Source organism: Pseudomonas sp. MS19 (assembly GCF_013277615.1).
GTDB lineage: Bacteria > Pseudomonadota > Gammaproteobacteria > Pseudomonadales > Pseudomonadaceae > Aquipseudomonas > Aquipseudomonas marincola.
Genome location: NZ_VBTO01000010.1, coordinates 38542 through 64789 on the forward strand (window position 1 = coordinate 38542; position 26248 = coordinate 64789).

A 26248-nucleotide genomic window follows, 5' to 3' on the forward strand; every position below is an offset into this window, starting at 1 on the left:
ACAAGCGCGGGGTTTTTGTGACGCTAGGTGAAGGCTGGCTTACATCATGCCGCCCATGCCACCCATACCGCCCATGCCGCCCATATCAGGCATTGCCGGGGCTTTCTCGTCAGCCACTTCGGCGATCATCGCTTCAGTGGTGATCATCAGGCTGGCGATCGAAGTCGCGGCCTGCAGAGCCGAACGAGTTACTTTGGCCGGATCCAGAATACCCATCTCGATCATGTCGCCGTACTCGCCAGAAGCGGCGTTGTAACCGAAGTTACCGCTGCCCTGCTTAACCTTGTCGACAACGACGCTTGGCTCGTCGCCAGCGTTGGCTACGATCTGACGCAGCGGCGCTTCAACAGCGCGACGCAGCAGAGCGATACCGACGTTCTGGTCGTCGTTGTCGCCTTTCAGTTCGCTGATCGCTTGCAGCGAGCGAACCAGAGCAACACCACCGCCAGGTACCACGCCTTCTTCTACCGCAGCACGGGTTGCGTGCAGGGCGTCTTCAACGCGGGCTTTCTTCTCTTTCATTTCAACTTCGGTACCAGCACCGACTTTGATTACAGCAACACCGCCAGCCAGTTTGGCCAGACGCTCTTGCAGCTTCTCTTTGTCGTAGTCAGAAGTTGTGTCTTCAACTTGCTTGCGGATCTGAGCAACGCGGGCTTCGATATCAACCTGCTGGCCAGCACCGTCGATAACGGTGGTGTTTTCCTTGCTCAGGATTACGCGCTTGGCGTTACCCAGGTGTTCAAGAGTGGCGCTTTCGAGGCTCAGGCCAACCTCTTCAGAGATCACAGTACCGCCAGTCAGGATCGCGATGTCCTGCAGCATGGCCTTACGACGATCGCCAAAACCTGGTGCCTTAACGGCAGCCACTTTAACGATGCCACGCATGTTGTTCACAACCAGAGTCGCCAGGGCTTCGCCTTCAACGTCTTCAGCAACGATCAGCAGCGGACGGCCTGCTTTGGCAACAGCTTCCAGCACCGGCAGCATTTCGCGGATGTTGGAGATTTTCTTGTCGACCAGCAGGATCAGCGGGGTTTCAAGCTCAGCAACCATGGTGTCTGGCTTGTTGATGAAGTAAGGCGACAGGTAGCCACGGTCAAACTGCATGCCTTCTACGACAGACAGTTCGTTTTCCAGGCCCGAACCTTCTTCAACGGTGATCACGCCTTCTTTGCCGACTTTCGCCATGGCTTCAGCAATGATGTCGCCGATGGAGTTATCGGAGTTGGCCGAGATAGTACCAACCTGAGCGATTGCCTTGGTGTCAGCGCATGGCTTGGACAGGTTCTGCAGCTCTTTAACAATAGCGATGGTCGCTTTGTCGATGCCGCGCTTCAGGTCCATTGGGTTCATGCCAGCAGCGACGGCTTTCAGGCCTTCGTTGACAATAGCCTGAGCCAGAACGGTTGCAGTGGTAGTACCGTCACCGGCTGCGTCGTTTGCCTTGGAAGCAACGTCTTTAACCAGCTGAGCGCCCATGTTTTCGAAGCGGTCTTTCAGCTCGATTTCTTTAGCAACAGAAACGCCGTCTTTGGTGATGGTCGGCGCGCCGAAGCTCTTTTCCAGAACAACGTTACGGCCTTTCGGGCCCAGAGTTGCTTTAACAGCGTCAGCCAGGACGTTTACACCGGCGAGCATTTTTTTGCGAGCAGAGTCGCCGAACTTAACTTCTTTAGCAGCCATGGAAATTGATCCTCAATTCTTGACAGTTAAACGGAATTTCGCGGGAATCAGGCTTCGACAACAGCGAGGATTTCGCTTTCGCCCATAACCAGCAGGTCTTCGCCGTCAACTTTGACGGTGTTGCTGCCTGAGTAAGGGCCGAACACAACCTTGTCACCTACTTTAACGGCCAGCGCGCGAACTTCACCGCTGTCCAGTACGCGACCGGTGCCAACAGCAACAATTACGCCCTGGTTTGGCTTCTCAGCGGCAGAACCCGGCAACACGATGCCGCCAGCAGTTTTGGTTTCTTCTTCGCTGCGACGAATCACTACGCGGTCATGCAGAGGACGAAGCTTCATTGTCGATCTCTCCCAATATGGTGTTTTTACTACCGGTGTCTTCACCGGTGGGTTAGCAAAGTCCGGCGGTGCCGGTTGCGTCATGCCTTGCATGACGCGGAAGTCTGTTCTGTCAGATGACAGAAAACCTTGCGGTATCAGCAACATGTGGGCACGCAAGGCGAATTCAAGGGCAAGCGATAATTTTTTTTGCAGAAATGGGCGAAATCCGCCAAGAGGTACGACAAACGCTCTACACCGCGTACAACGCTGGCTTAGCGCATAAAAAAAGCCCACGCAGAACGTGGGCTAGGTACTTGAGTCAGAGTGATCAATCCTTCACTCGCGGCGTTCGTATTCGCCTTCAAGTACATGGGGATGAGTTTGCCCGCTGCGCGCCGCCATATCGTCGGCAAATGCACGCTGGCGTTCGGCCTGCTCCTGAGCGCGGGCCCGCAGACGACCGACCAGCATTTTGCGGGTGAAAGGAATAAGGCAGAACAGCGCAATCACGTCACTGATAAAGCCGGGCAACAGGAACAGTCCACCGGCGACGGCAATCAGCACGCCTTCCAGCACTTCCTGATCAGGCATCTCGCCACGGGCCATTTTCTCGCGGGCACGCCACGCAGTGGTAACACCAGCAATGCGCATCAGGAAGATGCCGAGTATCCCGGATGCAACGAGCAGCAAGATGGTCGAGAGCGCTCCAATGGCGCCACCGACTTTGATCAAGATCGCTAACTCGATCAACGGGAAGAGCAAAAACAAAAACATAAACGCTCGCATCAAAGATTCCTTTACGGAAGATCAGCTTCCAATACAGATGAAGTATGGGCCGATGCGCTTAATTCAAGCTTAAGCATGACTTTAGGCTGGCCATTGGTCAGCATGTGCCAGCGCCACCAAGGCCTGGCGTACTGCTCCAGGACTGTTACAGGATGTTTGGAAGCCCAGCCAATGGATGCTATGACCGATGCGCAAATGAAAACCTTCGGGGTCTATGCCGACCATATGAGCAGGTTGGCCAGCCGGTAAACCTGCCAGTTGCACGTAGTGAGCAATCGCCTTGGCGTGGTCACTGTTCATATGCTCGATCATGCCGGTTTCAATGTCGCCACAAAATGGATTGGCTTCAGCCACTTCGTCGAGCCAGTGGATCGCGCCAAAGCCACCGATGTAGCGCCAGCGCACGGGCTGCAAGCGCCAAAAATCAAAATCATGCGCCTGATGATAACCCTGCGACTCAGGGAAATAGCGGTAGTAGCGTGCAGCCGCCGCGGCTATTTCGGTTTCATCTTCGATGCGCACCGCTTCGCTCAACAGCGTGAGACGCCCCACGGCCTGCACATCTTCAGCGCCCCGCTCACCCACCAGCAGCGAGCATTTAGGGTCCATCTGCAGATTATGCGTGTGCTGTGCAATGCGGCTGATGAGGATCAACGGCTCGCCCTGAGCATTCAGGCAATATGGCACCACTGAGCCGAAAGGGAAGCCTGGCATGGCTTTAGAATGGGTAGAAAGCACCCCACGGTATTCCTTGAGAAGCAATTCTCGGGCATGCTTACGGGCTTTCACGCTCACTAAATGACTCCTCGCGTAGAATTCGTCACAAACGGACAGGTGCATAGAATAACGGTTCGACAGCATCCGCGGGACAAACCATCCACCTTGAGGGTAAATACGCTATGCAGCTGCAAGATAAAGTCATCATCATCACTGGCGGTTGCCAGGGCCTGGGCCGTTCCATGGGTGAGTACTTTGCCGCACGCGGTGCCAAGCTGGCACTGGTCGATCTCAACCAGGAAAAACTCGACGATGCAGTAGCGGCGTGCAAGGCACTCGGCGGCGACGCGCGCTCCTATCTGTGCAACGTAGCCAACGAAGAACAGGTTACGCACATGGTCGCCCAAGTGGCCGAAGATTTCGGCGCCATCAATGGCCTGGTCAACAATGCGGGTATTTTGCGTGACGGCCTGACCATCAAAGTTAAAGATGGCGAAATGACCAAGATGAGCTTAGCCCAATGGCAAGCCGTGATCGACGTCAACCTGACTGGCGTTTTCCTTTGCACCCGTGAAGTGGCTGCGAAGATGATCGAGCTGAAAAACCAGGGGGCCATCGTCAACATCTCGTCGATTTCCCGCGCTGGCAACATGGGCCAGGCCAACTACTCGGCGGCTAAAGCCGGTGTCGCGGCGGACACCGTAGTTTGGGCCAAAGAACTTGCCCGTTACGGCATCCGCGTGGGCGGCGTAGCGCCAGGTTTCATCGAAACCGAAATGGTTGCCAGCATGAAGCCAGAAGCCCTTGAGAAAATGACGTCGGGTATTCCGCTGCGCCGTCTGGGCAAGCCTGACGAGATCGCCCACTCGGTGGCTTACATTTTCGAGAACGACTACTACACCGGTCGTATTCTTGAACTTGATGGCGGCCTGCGTTTGTAATCGCCAGCCACAAAAAAAGAAGCCCTGCACATGCAGGGCTTCTTTTTTTCAGGCGTTAACGACCATCACCAGCCTACGCCGAAGCCCAGGGTATAGCGCGAGTCATCGATCTCGCCTTCGTTGCCGTTTACCAGCTCACGCTCGGCTTTGAGGTTGAGCGACGCCCAGTCGGTCACTTTGTAGCGCAAGCCTATTTCGGCATCCAGCGAGAAGTCGCCGACATTGCCCAGCGGCTTACCGATTTCGCCATTGGTGAAGAACTCGACGGCCTTGCCCAGCAGATAGCGGTTGTAATCCCACTTGGCGCTCAGCGCATAGAAATTATCGTGCTCGCCATTGGTGTAATCGTAAGCCGTGCGGCTGAGCAGCCCCGCCACCGAGAACGCGCCCAACTCGTCATCCCAGAACTGGTAACCGGGACCGGTACCGTAGTTGCGCTGGCGCTCCAACTCTTCGACTTTATCGCGCTTGTATTCGAGACGCCCTTGCCAGAACCAGTGCTCATCAATGAAGCGGTCGAGTGCATATTCACCGTCCCAGTTGTCAGTCGTCACCAGATCATTGGTCAACTCACGGTGATAACCCGCCGTTGCGTTGTGCCGCCAGTTGCCATGGCGCGCCTTGGTTTTCAGGTCGATGTCGTAATCATCGGTGTCGCTTTCCGAACGTTCATAATCCAGGCCCGCATCGATGTTGCCGCGCCAGGTAAAATCCTCGATAACCGGCTTGGGTTTCATGATTTGCTGGATGCTCGCCAGCTCAATCGCCCGGGGCGCTTCACCGTTGACCAGAATCACTTTGCCGGACGGGCCTCTGCGCAGTGACTTGGCGCGCTCACCCACCACCGCGTCTTCCTTGATGAGCAACTCCTGGTCGCTCTCAAGCGTGGCAACTTTGTTCCATGCAATGGGGATTGAACCGCCGAATTCAGTTTGAATCAGCAGTTTTGCGCCATCGAAAAATCTGATTTGGCCACTGACCCGATCACCGTTGGTTAGCCAGACGGTATCGGCGAAGGCTGGAATTGCAGCAAAAGAGGCACTGAGCAGGAGCAGGGTTCTAGAAAGCATGGGAAAGTTACTACGTATTTTTCAGGCGAAGCCGACCATTATGAAGCAAGTCAGCTACTGGAAGCATAAAGACCGGCACCAATCGCCCAAGTTCAGATAAAACGCTTACCATTATCGCTTTATAGCGAGCAAAACCGCCCACAACGCCCCTGCCAGAGCACCTGCCAGTAAAATCCCCAGAAATGCCATACACTCGGATTAGAAAAGCAACGAGACCAGCGCTGCAATGCGCCAGATTATCCGCCGTTCACTGCGAAAAAACTCACCACGCCACCCCAAGACCAATCAGGAAATGCTCATCTGAATTACGCTGACCTTCGGCCTCAATCTGATCCAACTCATACAACAGCGAGACCCGTGCCCAATCATTCACCCGATAGCGCAGGCCAAATTCGCTCTCCAGCACATAGTCGATGTCACTGATCTGCGGCACCTGCAATTCAGCCGTGCTGTAGAACTCAAAGCGGGTTCCCCAGAGCAGGCGCTTGAAGTCCCAGGCCAGCGAGAGGGTGCGAAAGCTCAGATCACCGCCCTCGTATTCAAACTCGACATCGTTGACCTGACCAATCAGATCGAAGCGCCCTAACGTGTCATCCCAGAACCGATAACCCGGCCCGGTACCAATAATCCGCGCCCTGTCGATGAACTCCAGATGATCGACTTGCCACTCGCCGCCCGTTCGCCAAAACCAGTGCTGGGTGAAGAAGCGGTCAATGTCGTATTCGGCAGTCCAGTTATCGTCAGTGACCGTGCCATTCTCGGTTTCACGTTCGTACTCGCCATTGGCCACATGCCGCCAGCGGCCATGCTCAAGGCGCGTATCGCCTTTGAGGCGAAACTCGTCGGAGTCGTCGTCTTTGCGCTCCATGTCGAGTTTGGCGTCGAGGTTGCCTTCCCAGACCACATCGCGCAGCAATTCACGCGCGGGTACGATGCGGGTGACGCTGGCAAGCGGCACGGTTTTAGTCGTGCCATTGACGATCCGCACCATGCCTTTACCGGCCGCCGACAACCGTTGCGTGTGTTGACTGTCCAAACCCTCCTGACGCAGCAGTAACGGCTTCTCGGCGCTTAAGGTATCGATATCTTTCCAATCGATAAGCACTTGGCCGGCATATTTGGTTTTCAATGCCAGTTTGCCGCCATCAAGCAGAACAATGTTGCCGGTGATCCGATCACCGTTATTCAGCCACACCGTATCGGCCCAGAGCGGCCCAGCAAGCCCTAGCAGGATCGCAAGCAAAACGCTGCGCAGCCCCATGATTGATCACCGTACATTGAGTTGTCTTTTTATAGCCGCCAGCATGCCGTCGTACGATGAGTACGGCAAGCTACAGGAAAGTGATGATCAGCAGAGGTAACACAACGGACTACGACTGAGCTTGCGCAACCCGAACACTCGCTGCCTTGCAAACGCGCAGCGCAGCCGCTACCACGCCACGCCAACGCCGATCAGGTAGCGCCGGTCCGAGTCCAGCACACCCTGGCCACGTGTCTGATCCAGCTCATACAGCAGCGACAAGCGCGCCCAGCTATTAAGGCTGTAGCGCAAACCCACTTCGCCATCTATTACGTAGTCGACTTCATCAATCATCGGCAGGTGAGTTTCTGCACTGGTGTAGAACTCCAGCCGCGTGCCCCAGATCAGGCGCTTATAGTCCCAGGCGATGGACAGGCTGTTGAATTCGAGGTCATCAACCTCAGAGCGATACTTGATCCGGTTGATCTGGGTAATCAGATCGAAGCGACCCAATTCGTTGTCCCAAAAGCGGTAGCCGGGACCGGTGCCGAGAATGGTCTGGCGCCGCACAAAATCAAAGGCATCCTGCTCATGTTCGACACCTGTGCGCAAAAACCAGTGGTTGGTGAAAAACCGGTCAATGTCATATTCGAGCTGCCAGTTATCATCAACCACTATGTCATTCTTGGTTTCGTGTTCGAACTCGCCATGCAAAACATGCCGCCATCGGCCATATTCGATGCGCGAGTCGGCCCTGAAGTTGAACTCGTCGGAGCGATCCTCGTTGCGTTCAAGGTCGAGTTTGGCATCGAGATTACCCTCCCAAACCGCATCCCGCACGATCTTGCGTGGATGCACCATGCGGGTAATGCTGGCTAACGGCACGGTGGTTGTCTTGCCGCCCGGCTCATCGTGCACGACACGCACCATGCCTTTGCCGGCAGCCAGCAACTGATTGCTGCGATTGCTGTCCAAACCATCACGGCGCAGCATTAAGGGTTTATCGGCGCGAAGGGTGTCGATATTTTTCCAATCAATGAGCACCTGGCCAGCGTATTTGGTTTTTAATGCCAGTTTGCCGCCATCCAGCAGGACAATATCGCCGGTAATACGGTCACCGTTGTTCAACCAGACAGTGTCCGCCAACGCCGGCACCATCCATGCGAGGACTGAACTCATTAATAAGATGCGCGACCACATGATCCTTCACTCACTCACGCCACAAACAGACGCCGACAAGCATGAAGCCTTAGCACAGGCTGGGGCAAGTCAGCGTGAGCGACTGGATGCCCTGTATCTGGTGTTGGCGCAGGTTCCTTGCGGCAAAGTCGTCAGTTACGGCCAGCTTGCCGAGCTTGCAGGGTTGGGCAGGGCTGCGCGTTGGGTCGGCACCACGTTGAGCCGTTTGCCAGAGGGCAGCACCCTGCCCTGGCACCGGGTAGTGGCCGCTGGCGGTCGTCTGAGCCTGCCGGCTGGAAGTGCCTCGGGCGCCGAGCAACGGGCCAGATTACGCACAGAAGGCGTATTGGTGATCAATGATCGTGTGGATATCCGACGGCATGGCTGGCATTCCATGCAGGACAGCGGTTAGAGTGCGCCCTTTGTTAGATAATCCCCAGGCTGAAAACCGCCCAATGCAACGAAAAAGCTGGCGCGACGCGCTCGCCGCCTACTCCAGCCCGTCAACGCTCGTGCTCCTGTTACTGGGATTCGCCGCCGGCTTGCCGTACATGCTGGTGTTCTCGACACTTTCGGTCTGGCTCCGTGAAGCCGGTGTAGCCCGCGAAACCATCGGTTTCGCCAGCCTTATCGGTTTGGCCTACGCCTTTAAATGGGTCTGGTCACCGCTGCTCGATCAGTGGCGTTTGCCGATTCTCGGCCGCCTCGGCAGACGCCGCTCGTGGCTGGTGCTCTCGCAAATCCTGATCGCCATCGGTCTGGCCGGCATGGCCTTCTGCGACCCGCAAACGCACCTCACCTGGCTGATTGCCTTGGCGGTGCTGGTCGCGTTCGCCTCGGCGACTCAGGATATTGCCGTTGATGCATACCGCCTGGAGATCGTCGACGACAGCCGTCAGGCGGCGCTGGCAGCCAGTTACATGTCCGGTTATCGGGTCGCCGCGCTGCTGGCAACTGCGGGCGCACTGTACTTTGCCGAAGGCTTCGGCTCGACCGTACAGCTTTATCACCACAGTGCCTGGGCGGCGACTTATCTGGTATTCGCCCTGCTGATGCTGCCGGGTCTGATTACCAGCATCTGGATGAAAGAGCCCGATGTGGCCCTGCGCACCCAGCTGTCAGCGGCTCGTTATGGTTTCAGCCACCAGATTGCCTCGGTGGTGGTGTTGATCATTCTGCTGGTTTCTGTGCCGGCGATGTTCACCCAGTATTACTACACCGACTTCGCCAGTGTGCTGCGCGGCGACACCAGCGTACTCGGGCTGGTCATGCAGGATCGCGCCCTGCTGCGCGCCATGATGTACACCATTTTCACCTTCCTCTGCCTGTCGGCCTTTGGCCGTCGCGGGCTGGCGCCGGTGCTGACGCCGATCAACGACTTTGTCGGCCGTTATCGCTGGCAAGCGCTGGTGTTGCTGGGCCTGATTGCGACCTACCGCATGTCCGACACGGTCATGGGCGTAATGGCCAACGTGTTCTACATCGACCAGGGCTTTACCAAAGACCAGATCGCCAGTGTCAGTAAGCTGTTTGGCCTGATCATGACGCTGGTAGGCGCTGGCGCTGGCGGTTTGCTGATCGTTCGCTTCGGCATTCTGCCGATTCTGTTCATCGGCGGTTTGGCGTCTGCGGCAACCAACCTGCTGTTCCTCATGCTCTCCGGCATGGGTGCTAACGTCGAGATGCTGATTGTGACCATCTCGGCAGACAACTTCAGCGCCGGGCTTGCAACGGCGGCGTTCGTGGCTTATCTGTCGAGCCTGACCAACCTCAAGTTCTCCGCCACCCAGTACGCGCTGCTCAGCTCGATCATGCTCCTGCTGCCGCGCCTGATTGGCGGTTACTCCGGGGTGATGGTCGAGCGTCTCGGCTACGCGCACTTCTTTTTGGTCACGGCATTGCTCGGCGTACCGACCCTGATTCTGATCGCCATGCAGTGGCGTCGCGAGGGGCCGCAGGCCAACGGCAGCAAGTCCGACAGCGCCGAAAACCCGAACGGCTCGACCGAGCACGCTTAAGGCCCTGGATAACGGTCACAGCGCAACGCTGTGACCGCCGCCTCACACGCCATACTTAGCGCCGGCTTAATCCTTGAAACCGCCCCCTCCAAGCCGCCTTTTTCGTGACTGAGCAGTCCGTTGTCACAATATGGCAACGTGCGGTCGCATCTGAATTCGTCAGCCATTATTATTGGTCACCGATAGCCTTTAATCTGGAGCGAACATGCCCGATAGCGCATCTGAGGTGCCCCTTTCAACTGCCGATCAGTTCGAGGACTGGTGGCAGACCCAAGGTGAATGGGTTGAAGAACCCAACCAGCGGCGTGGCGGAGAAAGTGGAGTCCAACGGGTTCGCGGTCGTAACGGTGAGCTGCTCTATGTCAAACGCCAGGTTGGCCATGCGCATCGCAGCTTGCGCCATCCATTTGGCCGCCCCACCGTTCTGCGTGAGCGTGAAGCATTGCTCAGCGCACGCCAGGCCGGCGTTAATGTTCCCGATATCGTTTACTGCTCGACCTCAGGAAAACGCGGACTGTTAGTCACGGCGGCGCTTGATGGGTACCTGAATGTTGATGACTGGTACGCCAGCGGCGGCCGCGAGCGCTATGGCGAGGTGATGCATGAGCGCCTGCTCAAAGCAATCGGCACCAATATTGCCCTGTTCAATCGGGCTCGCTGGCAACACAGCAGCACCTACTCCAAGCATATTTTCGTCTGCATTGACGGTCAGGGTGAGAATGCCAAACCCCTGACAGCGCTCATTGATCTGGAAAAAAGCCGCCAGCGTCTGACGGCCAAGCAAGCAGCATTGCATGACATGAAGCAGCTGCGCCGGCGCTCCAACTGGAGCCGCGAAGACTGGAAAGTGATCATCGACGCCTATCAACAAACGTTTGGCTGCACCCTCAGCGAATTGCCCGACTAAACGCAAAAAGGCCCTCAAATGAGGGCCTTTTTGCGAGCGGCTGCCTTGCAGCCTGAGCGGTTTGCGGTTGCGCCAGACGCTTACTCTGACTTGGCCATGTGCATAACACGCTGCGGGAACGGAATGCCTACGCCCGCTTCGGTGAGTTTAATCTTGGTCTGTTCAGTGAACTCGAAAGTCACCGGCCAGAAATCACCGGTCGCCACCCAGATACGCAGCGACATATTCACAGCGCTGTCGCCCAGACCGGTCACGTAGACCACTGGCGCTGGGTTGGTCAGCACGCGCGGGTCCTTGGCGATCTGCATCAGCACATCACGGGCAACCTTAATATCACTGGAATAGTCGATCCCCACATTGATATCAACACGGCGAGTGGCCTCACGCGAGTAGTTGGTAATGTGGCCGTTCGAGAGAATCCCGTTAGGCACGATAACCACTTTGTTATCGGCAGTTTTCAGGGTCGTGTGGAAGATTTGAATTGTATCGACCGAGCCCGAAACGCCCTGCCCCTCAATCCAGTCACCCGCACGAAACGGGCGGAACAACATGATAAGCACGCCACCCGCGAAATTGGCGAGGCTGCCTTGCAGGGCCAGGCCGATGGCCAGACCGGCGGCACCGATCACCGCGATGAAGGACGTTGTTTCGACCCCGACCATCGAAGCCACACTGACCAGCAGCAGGGTTTTCAGGATGATATTGGCCAGACTGCCAATAAAACCATTCAGTGCGCGGTCAAATTTACGGGCTTCCAGAACCTTGGTTACTTTGCGCAGCAAGACACCAATTAACCACCAACCGATAACCAGGGTGATCAATGCCAGAAGCAGCTTGCTGCCGTAACTCAAAATGATCGGCATCCAGCTTTCTGACATCTTGATGATCTGATCGACACTCATATCCATTCGTCTCTCCTTCTACACAAAGCAAACAACACCGCCTGTCGGCAGGGTTGGTTTTAAAGCGTGCTTGTAAAATGCAATCGCCATGGCATGCCATGGCGATAAAGTATGACTCTGATGTACGACGTCATTATGCCATCAGGGTTCAATTTGATCGGACTAATCGCGGAAGTTGTTGAATTGCAGCGGCATTTCAAACTCTTTGGCGCGCAGATTGGCAATCGCCTCCTGCAAGTCGTCGCGCTTCTTGCCGGTAACCCGAACTTGCTCACCCTGAATCGCCGCCTGAACTTTCAGCTTGGCTTCTTTGAGGTGCGCGACGATCTTCTTCGCCAGTTCCTTGTCGATGCCTTCGCGCAGAATGACTTCTTGCTTAACCTGTTTACCGGACGCATAGGCATCCTTGATCTCAAGGCACTGCACGTCGATCTTGCGCTTGACCAGGGCCATTTTGAGAATTTCGAGCATGGCCTCAAGCTGGAAATCCGCCTCAGCTGTCAAATTGACAGTCAGCTCTTTCAGCTCAAAACTGCCTTTGCCACGGAGGTCATAACGACGATCGAGATCTTTGATCGCATTGTCGACGGCGTTGGTGACTTCGTGTTTGTCCAGTTCGGACACCACGTCGAACGATGGCATATTCATTCTCCTGATAAATGCCGCGACTCACTTCACGGAAGCAAGCCATTCAGCTTGACGGTCTTAAAACCATGCCATTATATAGTGCCTGCGAGCAAATCTGCCCGTCGTTGACCAACGCCTGAGTCCAATTATGTGAGTTTGACCCAATGCCAACGCCACATCTAAGCATTATGGTGGTGGATGACGCCAAATTCTCCAGCGCACTCATCGGCAAAACGTTAAGCCAGGCCGGCTATAAAGATATTCGTTTTGCCGCAAGCGCAGCCCAAGCACTGGCTCAACTTGAAGAACGCCCCGCCAGCGTTATCCTCGCCGATTGGCTGATGCCAAAAATGGACGGCCTTGAGTTGACCGGAAAAATCCGCCAACTGGATGAAGCCACCGACCATTACACCTACGTGATTCTGCTCACCGGCAAGGAAGGCGACAATATTCTGGCCGAAGCCTTTGATCGTGGCGTGGACGACTACATCAGCAAAACCCAGATGGCCGAGCAACTGATACCGCGCATCTATGCGGCGGACCGCCTGTGTAACACCTTGCAGCGTTTGCTCCGGCAGAATCAGATGCTCACCAGCAATGTCCATACGCTGGAACACCTCAACGTGATTGATCCACTCACGGGGTTGGGCAATAGCCGCTACCTGAACCAGAAATTGAACGACAGCCTGCGTCAGGTCGAATCACGTGGCGGCGCATTGTGCTACCTGCTGATCGGCCTGGAGGATGCCGGGCAATTAAGACAGCAGCATGGCGATGTCCTGTTCAACGAGTTGATGCATGCGGTTGCCCGCAGGCTCCAGCAACTGGTACGCCCGCTCGACACACTGGGTCGTCTCGACGACAACCACTTTGTGCTGATCACCGTGCTCAGCAACTTGCAGGAGTGCTCGCCAAGCAGCTTCAAGCGCCTGCATGAAGGCATCAACCTCAAAGCGTTCAAGACCAGCACAGGTTATGTGTCAATCAAATCAGGGATTTCTCTGGTCGGCATGGACAACAAGAGCTTGCCGGTCGCGCCCGAAGATATTCGCCAGCGCGCCAGCCAGTTACTGCCCGAGGCTTACACATCGGGCAGGGTAACCGCTACGCGCATGTCTGAGAAAGGCTAAGCCGGCACTGAAGCTGTATTGCAAGGCGCCAAAGCCATAAACTGGGCGCTTTGCACTTCATCAAGGAGCCGGCCATGATCTGGCATGTACTTGGCGCAGGCAGCTTGGGCTGTTTGTGGGCTGCGCGACTAGCGCGGGCGGGCCTGCCTGTCACGCTGCTGATGCGTAATCAGCAGCGCCTCGACGCCTATCTGCAAGCGGGCGGGCTTAGCCTGATTGAAAATGGCCAGCGCTCGCGCTACCCCGTCGGCGCACAAACCTGCGATCACAGCCAACCGATCAGTCGCCTGCTGGTCGCCTGCAAGGCTTACGACGCCGAAGCGGCAATTGCCCAGATTGAGTCGCGGCTAACCGCAGACGCCGAGCTTATCCTTTTGCAGAACGGCCTTGGCAGCCAGAGCGCCGTGTCCGCCAGAGTGGCGCCCGCACGCTGCATTCTGGCGTCCAGCACCGAGGGTGCATTTCGCCAGAATGACTTTGAAGTGGTCTTCGCCGGACAGGGCCAGAACTGGCTGGGTGATCCGCTTGAGCAGACGCCGCCCAGCTGGCTATCGGAACTCGCGGCCAGCGGCATCGCCCATAGCTGGAGCACAGACATCAACACCAGGCTCTGGCGCAAACTGGCCCTGAACTGCGCGATCAATCCGCTGACGGTGCTGCATGACTGCCGCAATGGCGGCCTTGAGCAATACCCGCAACAGGTCATGGCGCTGTGCAACGAACTGAGCACATTGTTGACTGCCTGCGGTCAGGCAGATGCGGCGCTAGATCTGCACCAGCAAGTGCTGCAGGTGATCCGCGCCACGGCGCAGAATTACTCCTCAATGCATCAGGACGTCAGCCACGGCCGCCGCACCGAAATCAGCTACATAAGCGGTTATGCCTGCACCGCCGCGCAGCGCCTGAACCTTGCGCTGCCGCACCTCGAAGCAGTCCATGCACAATTGGTGCAGGCGCTTGAGGCACGAGGATTGCCCAGCCGATGACCGGCACGTTACCCTGCATTCATCTTGATTTGGCGACGGTTAACCCATGACATTGCGTCAACGCCTCGAAAACCTGCCGGTTGGGCGCAAACTGCTCGCCGCCCTGCTAATCCTGCTGGCTACTGTATTGATCACCGCCAATCTGGCGTTTATCAGTGCCGCTTACTGGATTTCGCAACAGAGCATGGCGCCGCAGGCCCTGCATACACTCGGCAAACTGATCGCCAGCCCCGCCCTCAGTCATCAGGCGCTGACCACAGCGGCAGCCGCCGAGTCACTGCTCAAACGCCTGGATGGTTATGAGCCGCTGCGCGCGGCAGTGATTTATGACAGCAATGGCGTAAGCTTGGCGCAATTGCAGCGCGGCGATAAATTAGAGCTGCCATTGCACGTCAATCAGCTTGAGTCGTGGCGCCTGACCGAGTTTCGTACCAACCTGCTCACCGAACTGCCGCAGCCCGGCGGACGCCCAGGCTACTTGCTGCTGGTCGCCTCCAGCGAACTGCCGGGCGAGTTCTACACCGGCACCCTGACGGCCAGCGTGGCCATTTTAATGGTCAGCGTGATCCTCTGGCTGTTGATTGCCCGGCAGATCCGCCGACTGGTGACCAAGCCGATCCGCCGCCTCGAAGAGTTGTCGCGACAGGTAACCCGCGAGGAGAATTATGCGTTGCGCGCCCGCCCTGGCAATCAGGATGAGATCGGCAGCCTGGCCAATGCATTCAACACCATGCTTTCGCGCATCGAGGCCCGCGAAGATCAGCTCAAGCGGGCACGCGACGATGCCCAGTCAGCCTTCGATCAGGCGCACAATCTGGCGGAAGAGACGCGCCATTCGAACCGCAAACTGGAACTCGAAGTGCAGGTGCGCAGCAAGATCGAGAAAAAACTCACCGGCTTTCAGAACTACCTGAACAACATCATCGACTCCATGCCGTCGGCGCTGATCGCGCTCGACGAGCAGTTCTATGTCACTCAGTGGAATCAGGAAGCCAGTGCACTCTCCGGCACCTCGATTAATGAAGCACTCAACCAGCCGATATTTCTGGCCTTCCCGCCGCTAAAACCCTTCATGGCGCAACTGACCCAAACCGTGGAGAAACAGCAGGTCGAAAAAGTCGACAGGGTGACCTGGAACCGGAATCAGGAGCCGCACCATTACGCCCTGACCTTCTACCCGCTGGTGGGCGGAGGCGGCCGTGGCGTGGTGATCCGCATAGACGACATTACCCAGCGCCTGAGCCTCGAAGAAATGATGGTTCAGTCGGAGAAAATGCTCTCGGTGGGCGGCCTCGCGGCGGGAATGGCGCACGAGATTAACAACCCGCTGGGAGCCATTTTGCACAACGTGCAGAACATCCGCAGACGCCTGTCTCCGGACCTGGAAAAGAACAACCAACAGGCCGAGCTGATCGGCATTCGTCTGGAAGTGATCGACCAATACCTGCAAGCCCGTGAAGTGCCACAGTTGCTCGACGGTATTCAGCAGGCAGGCAGCCGCGCCGCACGGATTGTCAGCCATATGCTGAGTTTCAGCCGCCTGAGCAATCGCCTGCTGGCGCCATGCCTGCTGCCCGGGTTGATTGATCAGGCGCTGGAAATTGCCGGCAACGACTTCGATCTGACCGACAGTTTCGACTTCAAGAGCCTGATTATCGAGCGCGACTTCGACCCGCATTTGGGCCCGGTTCCCGCCACTGCCAACGAGCTTGAACAGGTGCTCCTGAACCTGTTGAAGAACGCTGCACAGGCCATCCATCAGCGTGAAGATGACAGCGCACCGGGCAAGATCTGCCTGCGCACGCGACTCAGCCCGCCATGGGCTGAAATCATTGTTGAAGACAACGGCGTCGGCATGCCCGAGGCTGTGCGCAAGCGCATTTTCGATCCGTTCTTCACTACCAAGGAAGTGGGCGAAGGCACTGGCCTTGGCCTGTCGGTTTCATACTTCATCATCACCAACAATCACAAAGGCCAGATGGAAGTTCAGTCCGCCGAAGACCAAGGCACCTGCTTCACTCTGCGCCTGCCACTGACCGCCGCCATGCCGCACAAGGATCAATAACCATGGGCTTCCGACTTTCGAAGATTTACACCCGCACCGGCGACAAAGGTGAAACCGGGCTGGCCGGTGGGCGCCGGGTTTCCAAAGCGCATCCGCGTGTTGAGGCCATGGGCGAGATCGACACATTCAACAGCCATCTGGGCCTGCTGCTGGCAGAACTCGCCGAGGCGCAGGCCCAGCACGCCGGTTTGAGCGAGGTTATCGAGGTGCTGAGCCCGTGTCAGCATCGCCTGTTCGATCTTGGCGGAGAATTGGCCATGCCTGAATATCAGGCGCTGCACAGCAGTGAAATCGCACGCCTTGAGCAGGCGATTGATGTGTGGAATGAAGAACTGGGCCCACTGCAGAATTTTATCCTGCCGGGCGGCTCAAAGCTGGTTGCTCAGGCGCATATTTGCCGCAGCCTGGCGCGCGCAGCAGAACGCCGCTGTCAGCATTTGAACAGCGAGGAGCCGCTGCGCGAAGAAGGCCTGGCGTATATCAATCGGTTGTCTGACCTGCTGTTCGTCGCAGCGCGGATTATCGCCAAGCGCCAGAACGTCGCCGAAGTTCTGTGGCAGGAAGCCCGCAAACAGGACGCGTAACGCTAAAGGCTTAGCCGCCCTAATCGAGCGTCAGGCGGCTTTCGAACTGGCGTTGCTCGCCGGTCACCGGATCGCTGAAACCAAGCCCTTTGGCCAGCAGCTTCAAGGGGATTGAGTAATCGTCCGGATCGTCGGGAGCGCCGGTCACAACCGGATAGAACGGGTCGTTGCAGATCGGCGCACCCAGACTGGCGAGATGCACGCGCAACTGGTGCTTTTTGCCGGTCACCGGGTACAACGCATAGCGCCAGATTTCGCCCATTTTCTCGGCGACCTCGATCCGCGTCTCGGTGTTCGCCTCGCCTGCCACTTCGCGCATTCGAAAGAATGGCTCACCCGGCCCGAAGCGAGTTTTGCGCACCAGCGGAAACTCCAGCTCAGGCAGCGCCGGCGCCAGCGCTTCATACCGTTTGAACATCTGCCGCTCGCGGAATAACGCCTGATACTGGCCACGGGTTTGCGGATTGGTCGAGAACAGCACCAGCCCGGCAGTGTGCCGGTCGATGCGGTGCAGCGGTACCAGATCAGCACTGCCAACACGCTTGCACAGGCGCGCTTGCAAGGTTTGCTCGACATAACCGCCGGATGGCATCACCGGCAGAAAATGCGGTTTTTCGGCGACCAGTAAATGCTCATCCTGAAACAGGATCGACTCCTCGAAAGGAATCACAATCTCGCTCGGCACCTCACGAAAATAATGCACGCGCAATGCAGGCTGATACGGCTGAGTCTCTGTGACAAGCGAGCCATCGGCATTCAGCACCCGCCCGCGCGCCATGCGGTCGAGCCAGGCATCACGGCTGATGGCCGGAAAATGCGCGCACAAGCAATCGAGCACTGTGAGCCAGTTGCCTTGCGGCAGGTGAACCGTGCTGGGACGCATATTGGAGGCAGAGCGGGCATTTACAGACATAAGTAACAATCAGCGAGTCGGACAGACACGCATTAGGCCGCAGCGGGCGGCCTACGTCAAAGCGCAGCTGCGCTGCAATCAGAGCAAGATCAGCGCCCAGGTCACGGCAATAATGCTCATGGCGACAAACTGGGCGGCGCTGCCCAGATCTTTGGCCTGTTTGGACAGCGGGTGCAGCTCAAGCGAGATGCGGTCTACCGTGGCCTCGATCGCCGAATTGATCAACTCGACGATCAATGACAACAGGCACACCAGAATCAGCATTGCGCGCTCAACCCGGCTTACATCCAGGCACAACGCAACGGGGATCAGCACCACGCTGAGCAGCAGCAACTGACGAAATGCCGCCTCCCCGAAAAATGCAGCTTTCAAGCCGGCCCATGAATAACCAGCGGCCTGGAAAATGCGCCGGATACCGGTGCGGCCTTTCAGTTCGCTCGCATTGCCAGCCAGAGATTGCGTATTCATCCGTGCCTTCCTAACTATCAAATTGCTCGCACTCAGTGGCTTTTGCGCAAGATGTAAACGCGCCACATGGCGTAGCCGGGGAGAAAATCGAAGCTGCCGAGAATATTGAAACCGACAGATTTGAACTCACTTTCAATCACACCGCGCGCAACCACACTGCGCCCTGGTCGCACGCGGGACTGGCCTAACGCCGCCCGCCTGGCTTCCAAACGCTTGCGCTTCCAGGACTTGTAGTTGCCATCGACCCACAGCGAGATGATCAACGTGTCTCGCGTGACCCGGTGAAACTCGTTAAGAATCTGCGTGCGCTGGGCGGGATCGATCAGTTGCTGCTGCATAAAGCGCATGCAGAAAATGCTGTCGACCGCATTGGCATCCAGCGGGATGCTGGTCATGGTGGCGGCAAGCGGTTGGATCCGCTCGGTAATCGAGCGCGGGTAGCGCGCAATAAGCTGGCTTATGTCCGGCTCGCCGCTATCTGCAGCAAGCACGACACGGGTCGGCAAATGCGCCAACAAAGGCCAATAAGGGCCTTTCAGTGTTGGAAAATCAAGCACCAGATTCGGCTCACCGGCCAGTTGCAGTGCTTTGCGCGCCAGCTTCTGCCCGCGCCACAACGACAACCGCCGAACGAGGCCAGCCTGTTCCTGTACTGGAAGTCCGCGATCCTGATCCGCGTCATAGCTGGGCGACAAATCAAGTTCGACGTTCTTCGATGCCACAGCAGCCTGCCCTGTTAGTGATTTTGGTAACAGGCAGACTATGGGCAAGCGCATCAAACGGCTGTTAAGACAATGAGAAAATTCCGTGAAACAGCTTTAAGTTAAGATTTTATGAACCCTGAAATCTTAGGCCAGTTTAACTTCAAACACGGTACCGCCCGCCTCGCCGTCATGCACCGAGACCTGCCAGCCCTGATGCGCGCACACCCTTTTGACCAGCGACAGGCCCAAGCCCAGGCCTTCGCCACGCTGCTGGTTAACCCGCACAAACGGCTGGAATACGGACTCATGCAGCTCCTCAGGAATGCCGATGCCGGAATCCTCGACACGAAAACCACACTTACCGGTAATCAGGCGAATCTCGCCCTGATCGGTGTAGTGCATGGCGTTGCGTAACAGGTTGGAGATGACCGTTCGCAAGAATGACAAGTTGTATTGGCCGTCATCAGGCGCTTCCTCGATCAGGCTGAGTTTCAGCCCCTTCTCCTCAATCGCCGGCGCCCATTGCTGGATCTGTTCCTGCGCAACACCGGCCAGCGTTGCTTCACCGCCAGGCACCTGTTTATCGGTTTTACGTCGCGCCAGAATCAGGAAGGTTTCCACCAAGTCACGCATATCTTCACTGGCCCGACGAATACGCTGGACCTGCTCATGCTGGCGGGCATTGAGATTGTTGCTCACGGTGAGCAGCTCGCACGAGGTCGAGATAATCATTAGTGGCGTGCGCAATTCATGGCTGACATCGCTGGTGAACAACTGCTCGCGCTCCAGCGTGCCGCGTAATTGGCCCAGCGTGCTGTCGAATGAGGCGGCCAAACGTCCGACTTCATCATCCGGATAATCCGGTGCCAACGCCGGTGCCAGCGGATGCAGTTGATCACGGTGGCGCACTTGGTTGGCCAGACGAATTACCGGCGCCATCACCCGACGGGCCAGCATTAAACCAAGCCCCCACGCCGCCAGAACACTCAACACAAAGCCACTCAGAACGATCTTGTAGAGCAGCACTTCGCGCTCTTCAAATTCGTGCTGCTCCTGCACCAGAATGTAATCTTGCCCGTCAACGGTGCGGCGCATCACATAGTAAGCATGATCACCATCAGTGACTTCGGAGTAGCCGGTTTCGACGTTGGCAAACAATGGCGGAATTGCAAATTCGGCGCCGTGCCCGGTTGCATAAAGTTGGGTGCGTCCATCCAGACGCGGGCGCAAAACACCCTGATTCTCGGGAGCCAATACGTTATCCAGTTCGCCATCGAGCTCCAGCGGCACCAGATGCCCTTCAACAAAGTGCACGGTGGCGACAATACTCACCGAGAAGATTCCGCTGACCACTACTGTCATCAACACAAAGGCGATGACAATGCGCCGGATCAGGGGTTGTTTAGACACCATTGGGCGACTCCGCCAAGCGATAACCCACGCCGTGAATGGTATGCAGCAATGGCACATCGAACGGTTTGTCGAGTACCTGGCGCAGTTGATGAATGTGGCTTCTCAGGCTGTCGCTGTCAGGGCAATCATCGCCCCAAAGTGCCTCTTCAAGGGTTTCACGACGGACCACGGCCGGGCTTTTCTGCATCAACACGGCGAGCAGTTTAAGCCCCAGCGGGTTGAGCTTGATCGGCTGGCCAGCGCGGGTGATATACAGCGTGTCGAGATCGTAAACCAGATCGGCCACCTGCATTTTGCGCTTGCGGCTGCCCTGCGTGCGCCGCAGTACGGCTTCGATACGGGCAACCAACTCGGACAATGCAAACGGCTTAACCAGATAATCGTCGGCACCAACACCAAGCCCCTGCAGGCGATCGTCCAGCGTATCGCGGGCGGTGAGCATGATGATCGGAGTCTCCAGCCGGGCATCTTCACGCAGCCGTTGGCAAATCTGGAAACCATCCATTCCGGGCAGCATCACATCCAGCACGATCAGGTCATATTGCTCGGTAACGGCCAGATGCATGCCGCCCAGACCGTCCTGAGCACAGTCGACGGTGTAACCCTTGAGCGCTAGAAAATCGAGGACATTAGCCAGAATATCCTTGTTATCTTCGACTACCAGAATGCGCATACACCTGCCCTCGGCTTGCAAAATTAGCGGTCAATATACTGGCAACTAATGGCCGGCGAATAGTCGTCACGGCAAAACACCAACAGCGCATTCGCAGCCGAGTAATGCCGTTGACGATTTCTTCACAACCGCATAACAGTGCACTCACAGCCCATGCTTAAACTTCGCACCTGACTGAGACCGTTCAAGAAGGTTCGAGCTGATGCTCAAAGCGCTGCCGCCAATTCCACGCCCATTCAACTTTCGTTTGGCCTATGCCATCCCTCTCGGGTTGATGGCGCTCATGCTGTGCGTTGATCCCAGCCCGCTGGATCTGGCGATTGCGCACATGATGTACAGCCCGCAAACAGGCTTTATCGGTGACCACAGTTTTTTCCTTGAGGACGTCCTGCACGACTACGCCAAGCAGCTGATTATCGTTTGCGGCCTGCTCACCATTGCCGCGCTGATCACCTGCCAGTTCAGGCCAAAGCTGAAACACTGGCGGCGTCCTTTGAGTTACGTGGTGCTTGCGGTTGCGCTTTCGACCAGCGTCATCACACCTCTCAAGGCGCTGACCAATGTGCCTTGCCCGTGGAGCATTACCGAGTTCGGCGGCAGCCAAACCCATACGCCACTGCTCAGCAGCCGGGCTGATAACGACAAGTCGGGGCGCTGCTGGCCGGGCGGTCATGCCAGCACCGGGTTTTCCTGGCTGGCATTGTTTTTCGTCTGGCGCGACCGTCGCCCTCGCGCCGCCAAGGCCGCGTTGATTGGCGTGCTCGCGGTGGGCACGATTTTCTCGGTGGGGCGCATGCTGCAAGGGGCGCACTTCCTCTCGCATAACGTCTGGACGTTATTGATCTGCTGGCTGATCAGCTTGAGTACTTACTACCTGATCCTTTACCGACCGGCGCTGGCGAAAGCGCCACTCAAGGATGCAACTGGATTACGTACAGACACAGCGACAGAGTGACCAGCGAGCCCAGTGTGGAGAACAAAATACTGCGCGACACCACCGCCGCGTCGCGCTGGTAATACTCGGCCAACATGAAGGGCCCGGTGCCGGTTGGCAGCGCGCTCAGCAGTAACGCCGAATGCGCCCAGAGTGGCGGCAGATCCAGTATCTGATAGGCCAGCAGCCACACCAGAAACGGATGTACGACCAGCTTCAGCGCAACCAACGGTAAGCTGCCATCGCTGCGGCCAACCTGTTTGTGGGCAAGAAACAACCCCAGCGAAATCAGCGCACACGGCGCTGTTGCCGCGGAGAGCAAATCCAGCACCCGCTGCGCCGGCAGCGCAACGCTCAAGCCGCTGGCGGCCCACACGCCACCGAGCAAGGGCGAGACCACCAGTGGATTCTTCAACAAGGCCAACGCCACTTTGCGCACCGCATTAAACAGGCTGGGCTCGCTTTGCAGTGCCACTTCGATGCACACCACGGCCAGCGCAAACAGCACGCAGATTACGATCAGGCTGGAAATCAGTGCCGGCTGCAAACCCGCATCGCCAAACACCAGTATGCACAGGGGAATTCCCATGTACCCAGTGTTTGCATAAGAGGCACTGAGGCCCTGGATACTGGCATCGGCCAGACTCTTGTGTACGCGCCAGCGCCAGATCAGCGTAATCACGAAGACTGCGATGGTGCCCGCGGTGTAGGCCGCAATAAAGCCCGGCTTCCAGAAGTGCGCCCAACTGGCTGACGCCGTGGCATTGAAGAGCATGGCTGGCAGACACAACCAGACCACCATGCGGTTGATTTCGGAGGCTGCCGTCGGCCCAAGCAGCCCCAACCGCCGAGTGATAAAACCAAGAAAGATGAGCGCAAATACCGGCAGGATTACGCTAAGTACTGATGCCATAAAATCGCCATTGCCAACATCCATTCAGCACTGCGCAACATCACAGCACCCCAAGTCAATCGCCTGCTTATAACGCCACAGGCCAGAATGCGCGAATCCCCGCGACACCCTGCGCACCAATATTACGGGCTTGTGCGGCGTCATCCGGGCCGACGCCACCCAACAGAAATACCGGCAGATTTGTTTGTTTGATCCATTGCTCGCACAGCGTCCACCCCAGAGGCTGGGCCTCGGGATGAGTCTGCGTCGCGGCCAGCGGAGACAAGGTCACGAAATCGACGCCTAATTGCGCAGCCATCTCAAGCTCAGCCAACGAATGGCAAGAGGCTGCCAGCCAGCGCGAGGCCGGAATCGGGCGCTCACCACCTGCCAGCTCAGTCAGCTGCTTGCTGGTCAGATGCCAGCCCGCTGCAGGGAAATCGCTGAGCCATTCGAGTGGGCCTTTAAGCATGACCTGTGCGCGCCCGGCGCAGAGGCCAATCGCGTCCAGTGCGAGCGTGCGGTATTCGGGATCAAACATCGCCGGCGCGCGCAGCTGCAACAAACCAGCGCCCTGACTGACCGCCCGGTGAATGCCATTAAGCAGCTCACTGGCCGACAAGTCCTGCGGTGTAATAAGGTATTGCTCCGGCAAACGCGCGGCCGCAACGATCGGCTGATTGGCCTGCGGAAACTCATACTCGGGCAGTTGCCTGGCACTGACCCACGCCAGCGGCTGCCCTTCGGCGCCATGCGGCTCGCCGCTAAACTCACTGACTTCCCAGACATCCAGCAGTACATGCTTATCGGGATAGTCGTGCTGCACCTGAATCAGCGGCTGAGCCTTGATCACGCTGATCGCCAGTTCTTCCTGCAGCTCGCGCACCAGTGCTTCACGCACGGTTTCAGAGGCTTCGACCTTGCCGCCCGGGAACTCCCACAAACCGCCCTGATGCTGGGTATCGGCGCGTTTGGCAATCAGAATCCGGCCGTCTGCACCGCGTATCACCGCAGCCGCCACGTGTATGCGTTTCAAGCGTTACTCCTCTAGCGCGGCCTGATACCACTTCTGAAATGCCGGCCATTGATAGATGGTGTTTACATAATCCTCGGCCACCGCTGGCAGCTCGACTTTATAGCTGCGCAACCGGCAAGCCACTGGCGCAAAGAAGGCATCGACCAGGCTCACGCTGCCGAACAGATAAGGCCCCTCCGCCCCGAACAGCTCGCGGCACTCCAGCCACAGGTTACACACCCGCTGAATGTCGGCGCGTACCGCTTCCGGCACCTCGGCCAAGGCTTCATTGCGCTGTAAGTCCATCGGCATGTGCGTACGCAGTGCGACGAAGGCGCTGTGCATCTCGGCGCAAGCACTGCGGGCACGCGCCCGGGCATAACACTCACGCGGCCACAAGTGCGCCTGTGGAAAAGATTCAGCCAGATACTCGGCAATCGCCAGTGAATCCCACACCGGGCCATCTGCGGTTTTCAGCAGCGGCACTTTGGCAGTGGGTGAGTGCTTGAGGATCAGCGCCTGGGTGTCGGGACGATTGAGCAGAATCAGTTGCTCTGTGTAAGGCGCGCCTGTGAGTTCCAGGGCCAGCGCTGCACGCAGCGACCACGACGAATAGCGCTTGTCACCAATCACCAATTGCAGAGACATGAGGTATTCCTTGGTCAGGTTGCAAAAGACAGGGACGCCGAAGCGTCCCTGAATTTGTCATTTGAAAACAACAATATCAACCGTGGCAGTAAAGCACCGACTCAGGTGCGATATTCCGCGTTGATCTTAACGTACTCATGCGACAAGTCAGTGGTCCAGATAGTTTCGCTGCAGGAGCCACGACCCAGCTCGATGCGGATGGTAATTTCTTCCTGCGCCATCACGGCGCTGCCCTGCTCTTCGGTGTAACTCGCCGCACGGCAACCACGGCTGGCGATGCACACATCACCGAGGAACACATCAATCTTGCTGACATCCAGTTGCGCCACGCCAGCCCGGCCGACAGCGGCCAGAATCCGGCCCCAGTTCGGGTCAGAGGCAAACAGTGCGGTCTTGATCAGCGGCGAATGCGCCACCGCGTAACCCACGTCCAGACATTCCTGATGAGTCGCGCCGCCATTCACGGCCACGGTCACGAACTTGGTCGCACCTTCACCGTCACGCACGATAGCCTGCGCCACTTCCATGCAAACCTCGAACACAGCTTTTTTCAAAGCAGTGAACAGTGTGCCGCTGGCCTGAGTCACTTCCGGCAGCGCAGCTTTGCCGGTGGCAATCAGCATGCAGCAATCATTGGTCGAGGTGTCGCCATCAATGGTGATGCGATTGAACGACTTGTTAGCCGCATCGCGCAGCAGGTCTTGCAACACGCCCTGGCTGACCTTGGCATCGGTTGCAATGTAACCGAGCATGGTCGCCATGTTCGGCTTGATCATGCCCGCGCCCTTGCTGATCCCCGTTACCGTAATGGTCACGCCATCATGTTCGAACTGACGGCTCGCGCCCTTGGGCAGCGTGTCGGTGGTCATGATGCCTTCGGCAGCCTGCGCCCAGTTGTGCTCACTGAGGTTATCGATAGCGGCCTGCAACGCGCCTTCGATTTTCTCGACTGGCAACGGCTCGCCAATAACACCGGTGGAGAATGGCAATACCGCACTTTCCTCAACACCGCTCAATTCGGCCAGCTTGGCGCAAGTACGCTCGGCGTTGGCGAGGCCCGGCTCACCCGTGCCAGCGTTGGCATTGCCGGTATTGGTCAGCAGATAGCGCACATTACCCAACACCCGCTTCTTGGCCAGAATCACCGGTGCGGCGCAGAACGCATTCAGGGTAAAGACCCCGGCAACGCTGGAGCCTTCAGCGCAGCGCATGACCACTACATCTTTGCGCCCGACGCGCTTGATGCCCGCACTGGCAATACCAAGTTCGAATCCTGCAACCGGGTGCAGAGTAGACAACGGGCCAAGACCTACAGCCATGAAAGCGCTCCTTATCGAGACACGCGCCAGCCGCAGGCTAGCGCACAGAGGATGGTAAAACGCCGCGAGCGGTAAACCGTTCGCGGCGTATATAGCCGGGCTAGCAAT

27 protein-coding genes are annotated in these 26248 nt (G+C 57.4%); 9 read left to right on the plus strand and 18 right to left on the minus strand.

The features are described from left to right. Positions 1 to 39: 39 nt before the first annotated feature. The 4 genes from groL to FEZ62_RS11600 all read right to left on the minus strand — a co-directional run bounded on the left by groL (position 40) and on the right by FEZ62_RS11600 (position 3590). The gene (gene groL / locus FEZ62_RS11585; protein WP_069897836.1) at positions 40 to 1686 is read right to left on the minus strand and encodes a chaperonin GroEL; all 1647 of its coding nucleotides are present in this window, start codon (positions 1684 to 1686) and stop codon (positions 40 to 42) included. Positions 1687 to 1733: 47 nt separating this feature from the next. Continuing rightward, positions 1734 to 2027 carry a co-chaperone GroES gene (locus FEZ62_RS11590; RefSeq protein WP_069897837.1) on the minus strand — a complete coding sequence of 98 codons (294 nt, stop codon included), beginning with the start codon at positions 2025 to 2027 and terminating at the stop codon, positions 1734 to 1736. A gap of 318 nt (positions 2028 to 2345) precedes the next feature. After that, positions 2346 to 2795 carry an FxsA family protein gene (locus FEZ62_RS11595; protein WP_150548539.1) on the minus strand — a complete coding sequence of 150 codons (450 nt, stop codon included), beginning with the start codon at positions 2793 to 2795 and terminating at the stop codon, positions 2346 to 2348. Between the two features lie 81 nt (positions 2796 to 2876). Further along, positions 2877 to 3590, minus strand: a complete 714-nt coding sequence (locus tag FEZ62_RS11600) for a DUF2470 domain-containing protein (protein WP_172927746.1) — start codon at positions 3588 to 3590, stop codon at positions 2877 to 2879. A 104-nt stretch (positions 3591 to 3694) separates the two neighbouring features. Here FEZ62_RS11600 and FEZ62_RS11605 point away from each other — a divergent pair, with 104 nt between their 5' ends. Continuing rightward, a complete protein-coding gene (locus FEZ62_RS11605) occupies positions 3695 to 4453 on the plus strand; it encodes an SDR family oxidoreductase (RefSeq protein WP_069897840.1) in 759 nt (252 codons plus the stop codon). Positions 4454 to 4518: 65 nt separating this feature from the next. Here the strand turns inward: FEZ62_RS11605 and FEZ62_RS11610 are convergent, their stop codons facing one another. The 3 genes from FEZ62_RS11610 to FEZ62_RS11620 all read right to left on the minus strand — a co-directional run bounded on the left by FEZ62_RS11610 (position 4519) and on the right by FEZ62_RS11620 (position 7942). Next, positions 4519 to 5523: a DUF481 domain-containing protein gene (locus tag FEZ62_RS11610; protein ID WP_069897841.1), complete on the minus strand. Its 1005-nt coding sequence runs from the start codon at positions 5521 to 5523 to the stop codon at positions 4519 to 4521. A gap of 262 nt (positions 5524 to 5785) precedes the next feature. Further along, positions 5786 to 6784 carry a DUF481 domain-containing protein gene (locus FEZ62_RS11615; RefSeq protein ID WP_090513026.1) on the minus strand — a complete coding sequence of 333 codons (999 nt, stop codon included), beginning with the start codon at positions 6782 to 6784 and terminating at the stop codon, positions 5786 to 5788. Positions 6785 to 6952: 168 nt separating this feature from the next. After that, entirely contained in the window at positions 6953 to 7942 is a 990-nt protein-coding gene (locus tag FEZ62_RS11620) for a DUF481 domain-containing protein (protein ID WP_172927747.1), read from the minus strand. 19 nt (positions 7943 to 7961) lie between these two features. On the opposite strand from FEZ62_RS11620, the gene FEZ62_RS11625 reads away from it, so the two are divergent. The 3 genes from FEZ62_RS11625 (at position 7962) to FEZ62_RS11635 (ending at position 10867) form a co-directional block, all read left to right on the plus strand. Next, complete coding sequence (locus FEZ62_RS11625; protein ID WP_079235503.1) at positions 7962 to 8354, plus strand: MGMT family protein; 393 nt, start codon at positions 7962 to 7964, stop codon at positions 8352 to 8354. A 43-nt stretch (positions 8355 to 8397) separates the two neighbouring features. Then, a complete protein-coding gene (locus FEZ62_RS11630; protein ID WP_172927748.1) occupies positions 8398 to 9960 on the plus strand; it encodes an AmpG family muropeptide MFS transporter in 1563 nt (520 codons plus the stop codon). A gap of 205 nt (positions 9961 to 10165) precedes the next feature. Further along, positions 10166 to 10867, plus strand: a complete 702-nt coding sequence (locus tag FEZ62_RS11635; protein WP_172927749.1) for a lipopolysaccharide kinase InaA family protein — start codon at positions 10166 to 10168, stop codon at positions 10865 to 10867. Between the two features lie 80 nt (positions 10868 to 10947). On the opposite strand, the gene FEZ62_RS11640 is transcribed toward FEZ62_RS11635, so the two are convergent. Both FEZ62_RS11640 and FEZ62_RS11645 read right to left on the minus strand, forming a co-directional pair. Then, complete coding sequence (locus FEZ62_RS11640) at positions 10948 to 11775, minus strand: mechanosensitive ion channel domain-containing protein (RefSeq protein ID WP_069897846.1); 828 nt, start codon at positions 11773 to 11775, stop codon at positions 10948 to 10950. A gap of 156 nt (positions 11776 to 11931) precedes the next feature. Then, the gene (locus FEZ62_RS11645) at positions 11932 to 12411 is read right to left on the minus strand and encodes a YajQ family cyclic di-GMP-binding protein (protein ID WP_069897847.1); all 480 of its coding nucleotides are present in this window, start codon (positions 12409 to 12411) and stop codon (positions 11932 to 11934) included. Positions 12412 to 12560: 149 nt separating this feature from the next. Between FEZ62_RS11645 and FEZ62_RS11650 the strand changes: the two genes are divergently transcribed. From FEZ62_RS11650 to FEZ62_RS11665, 4 genes are all read left to right on the plus strand, one after another. Next, a complete protein-coding gene (locus FEZ62_RS11650) occupies positions 12561 to 13526 on the plus strand; it encodes a response regulator (protein ID WP_172927750.1) in 966 nt (321 codons plus the stop codon). Positions 13527 to 13600: 74 nt separating this feature from the next. Further along, positions 13601 to 14512 carry a putative 2-dehydropantoate 2-reductase gene (locus FEZ62_RS11655; protein ID WP_172927751.1) on the plus strand — a complete coding sequence of 304 codons (912 nt, stop codon included), beginning with the start codon at positions 13601 to 13603 and terminating at the stop codon, positions 14510 to 14512. A gap of 46 nt (positions 14513 to 14558) precedes the next feature. Then, complete coding sequence (locus FEZ62_RS11660; RefSeq protein ID WP_172927752.1) at positions 14559 to 16577, plus strand: ATP-binding protein; 2019 nt, start codon at positions 14559 to 14561, stop codon at positions 16575 to 16577. Between the two features lie 2 nt (positions 16578 to 16579). Continuing rightward, the gene (locus tag FEZ62_RS11665) at positions 16580 to 17161 is read left to right on the plus strand and encodes a cob(I)yrinic acid a,c-diamide adenosyltransferase (RefSeq protein ID WP_090513042.1); all 582 of its coding nucleotides are present in this window, start codon (positions 16580 to 16582) and stop codon (positions 17159 to 17161) included. A 19-nt stretch (positions 17162 to 17180) separates the two neighbouring features. Here FEZ62_RS11665 and FEZ62_RS11670 read toward each other — a convergent pair whose 3' ends face one another. The 5 genes from FEZ62_RS11670 to FEZ62_RS11690 form a co-directional block, all read right to left on the minus strand. Beyond that, positions 17181 to 18074, minus strand: coding sequence for a pseudouridine synthase (locus FEZ62_RS11670; protein WP_172927753.1), 894 nt, complete (start codon positions 18072 to 18074; stop codon positions 17181 to 17183). A 78-nt stretch (positions 18075 to 18152) separates the two neighbouring features. Then, positions 18153 to 18542, minus strand: coding sequence for a diacylglycerol kinase (locus FEZ62_RS11675; RefSeq protein WP_090513047.1), 390 nt, complete (start codon positions 18540 to 18542; stop codon positions 18153 to 18155). A gap of 32 nt (positions 18543 to 18574) precedes the next feature. After that, entirely contained in the window at positions 18575 to 19264 is a 690-nt protein-coding gene (locus FEZ62_RS11680) for a class I SAM-dependent methyltransferase (RefSeq protein ID WP_172927754.1), read from the minus strand. Between the two features lie 126 nt (positions 19265 to 19390). Beyond that, the gene (locus FEZ62_RS11685) at positions 19391 to 20659 is read right to left on the minus strand and encodes a HAMP domain-containing sensor histidine kinase (protein ID WP_172927755.1); all 1269 of its coding nucleotides are present in this window, start codon (positions 20657 to 20659) and stop codon (positions 19391 to 19393) included. Further along, positions 20649 to 21332 carry a response regulator transcription factor gene (locus tag FEZ62_RS11690; protein ID WP_150548528.1) on the minus strand — a complete coding sequence of 228 codons (684 nt, stop codon included), beginning with the start codon at positions 21330 to 21332 and terminating at the stop codon, positions 20649 to 20651. The genes FEZ62_RS11685 and FEZ62_RS11690 overlap by 11 nt, the downstream gene beginning before the upstream one ends. A gap of 202 nt (positions 21333 to 21534) precedes the next feature. Here FEZ62_RS11690 and FEZ62_RS11695 point away from each other — a divergent pair, with 202 nt between their 5' ends. Next, the gene (locus FEZ62_RS11695; protein WP_172927756.1) at positions 21535 to 22287 is read left to right on the plus strand and encodes a phosphatase PAP2 family protein; all 753 of its coding nucleotides are present in this window, start codon (positions 21535 to 21537) and stop codon (positions 22285 to 22287) included. On the opposite strand, the gene FEZ62_RS11700 is transcribed toward FEZ62_RS11695, so the two are convergent. From FEZ62_RS11700 to argJ, 4 genes are all read right to left on the minus strand, one after another. Further along, positions 22244 to 23179: an AEC family transporter gene (locus tag FEZ62_RS11700; protein WP_172927757.1), complete on the minus strand. Its 936-nt coding sequence runs from the start codon at positions 23177 to 23179 to the stop codon at positions 22244 to 22246. The genes FEZ62_RS11695 and FEZ62_RS11700 overlap by 44 nt on opposite strands. Positions 23180 to 23246: 67 nt before the next feature. Continuing rightward, on the minus strand, positions 23247 to 24194 hold the full coding sequence (locus FEZ62_RS11705; protein ID WP_172927758.1) for a Nudix family hydrolase: 948 nt from the start codon (positions 24192 to 24194) through the stop codon (positions 23247 to 23249). A gap of 3 nt (positions 24195 to 24197) precedes the next feature. Next, positions 24198 to 24821: a glutathione S-transferase family protein gene (locus FEZ62_RS11710; RefSeq protein WP_172927759.1), complete on the minus strand. Its 624-nt coding sequence runs from the start codon at positions 24819 to 24821 to the stop codon at positions 24198 to 24200. Positions 24822 to 24922: 101 nt separating this feature from the next. Continuing rightward, complete coding sequence (gene argJ / locus FEZ62_RS11715) at positions 24923 to 26140, minus strand: bifunctional glutamate N-acetyltransferase/amino-acid acetyltransferase ArgJ (RefSeq protein WP_069897859.1); 1218 nt, start codon at positions 26138 to 26140, stop codon at positions 24923 to 24925. Between the last annotated feature and the right edge of the window lie 108 nt (positions 26141 to 26248).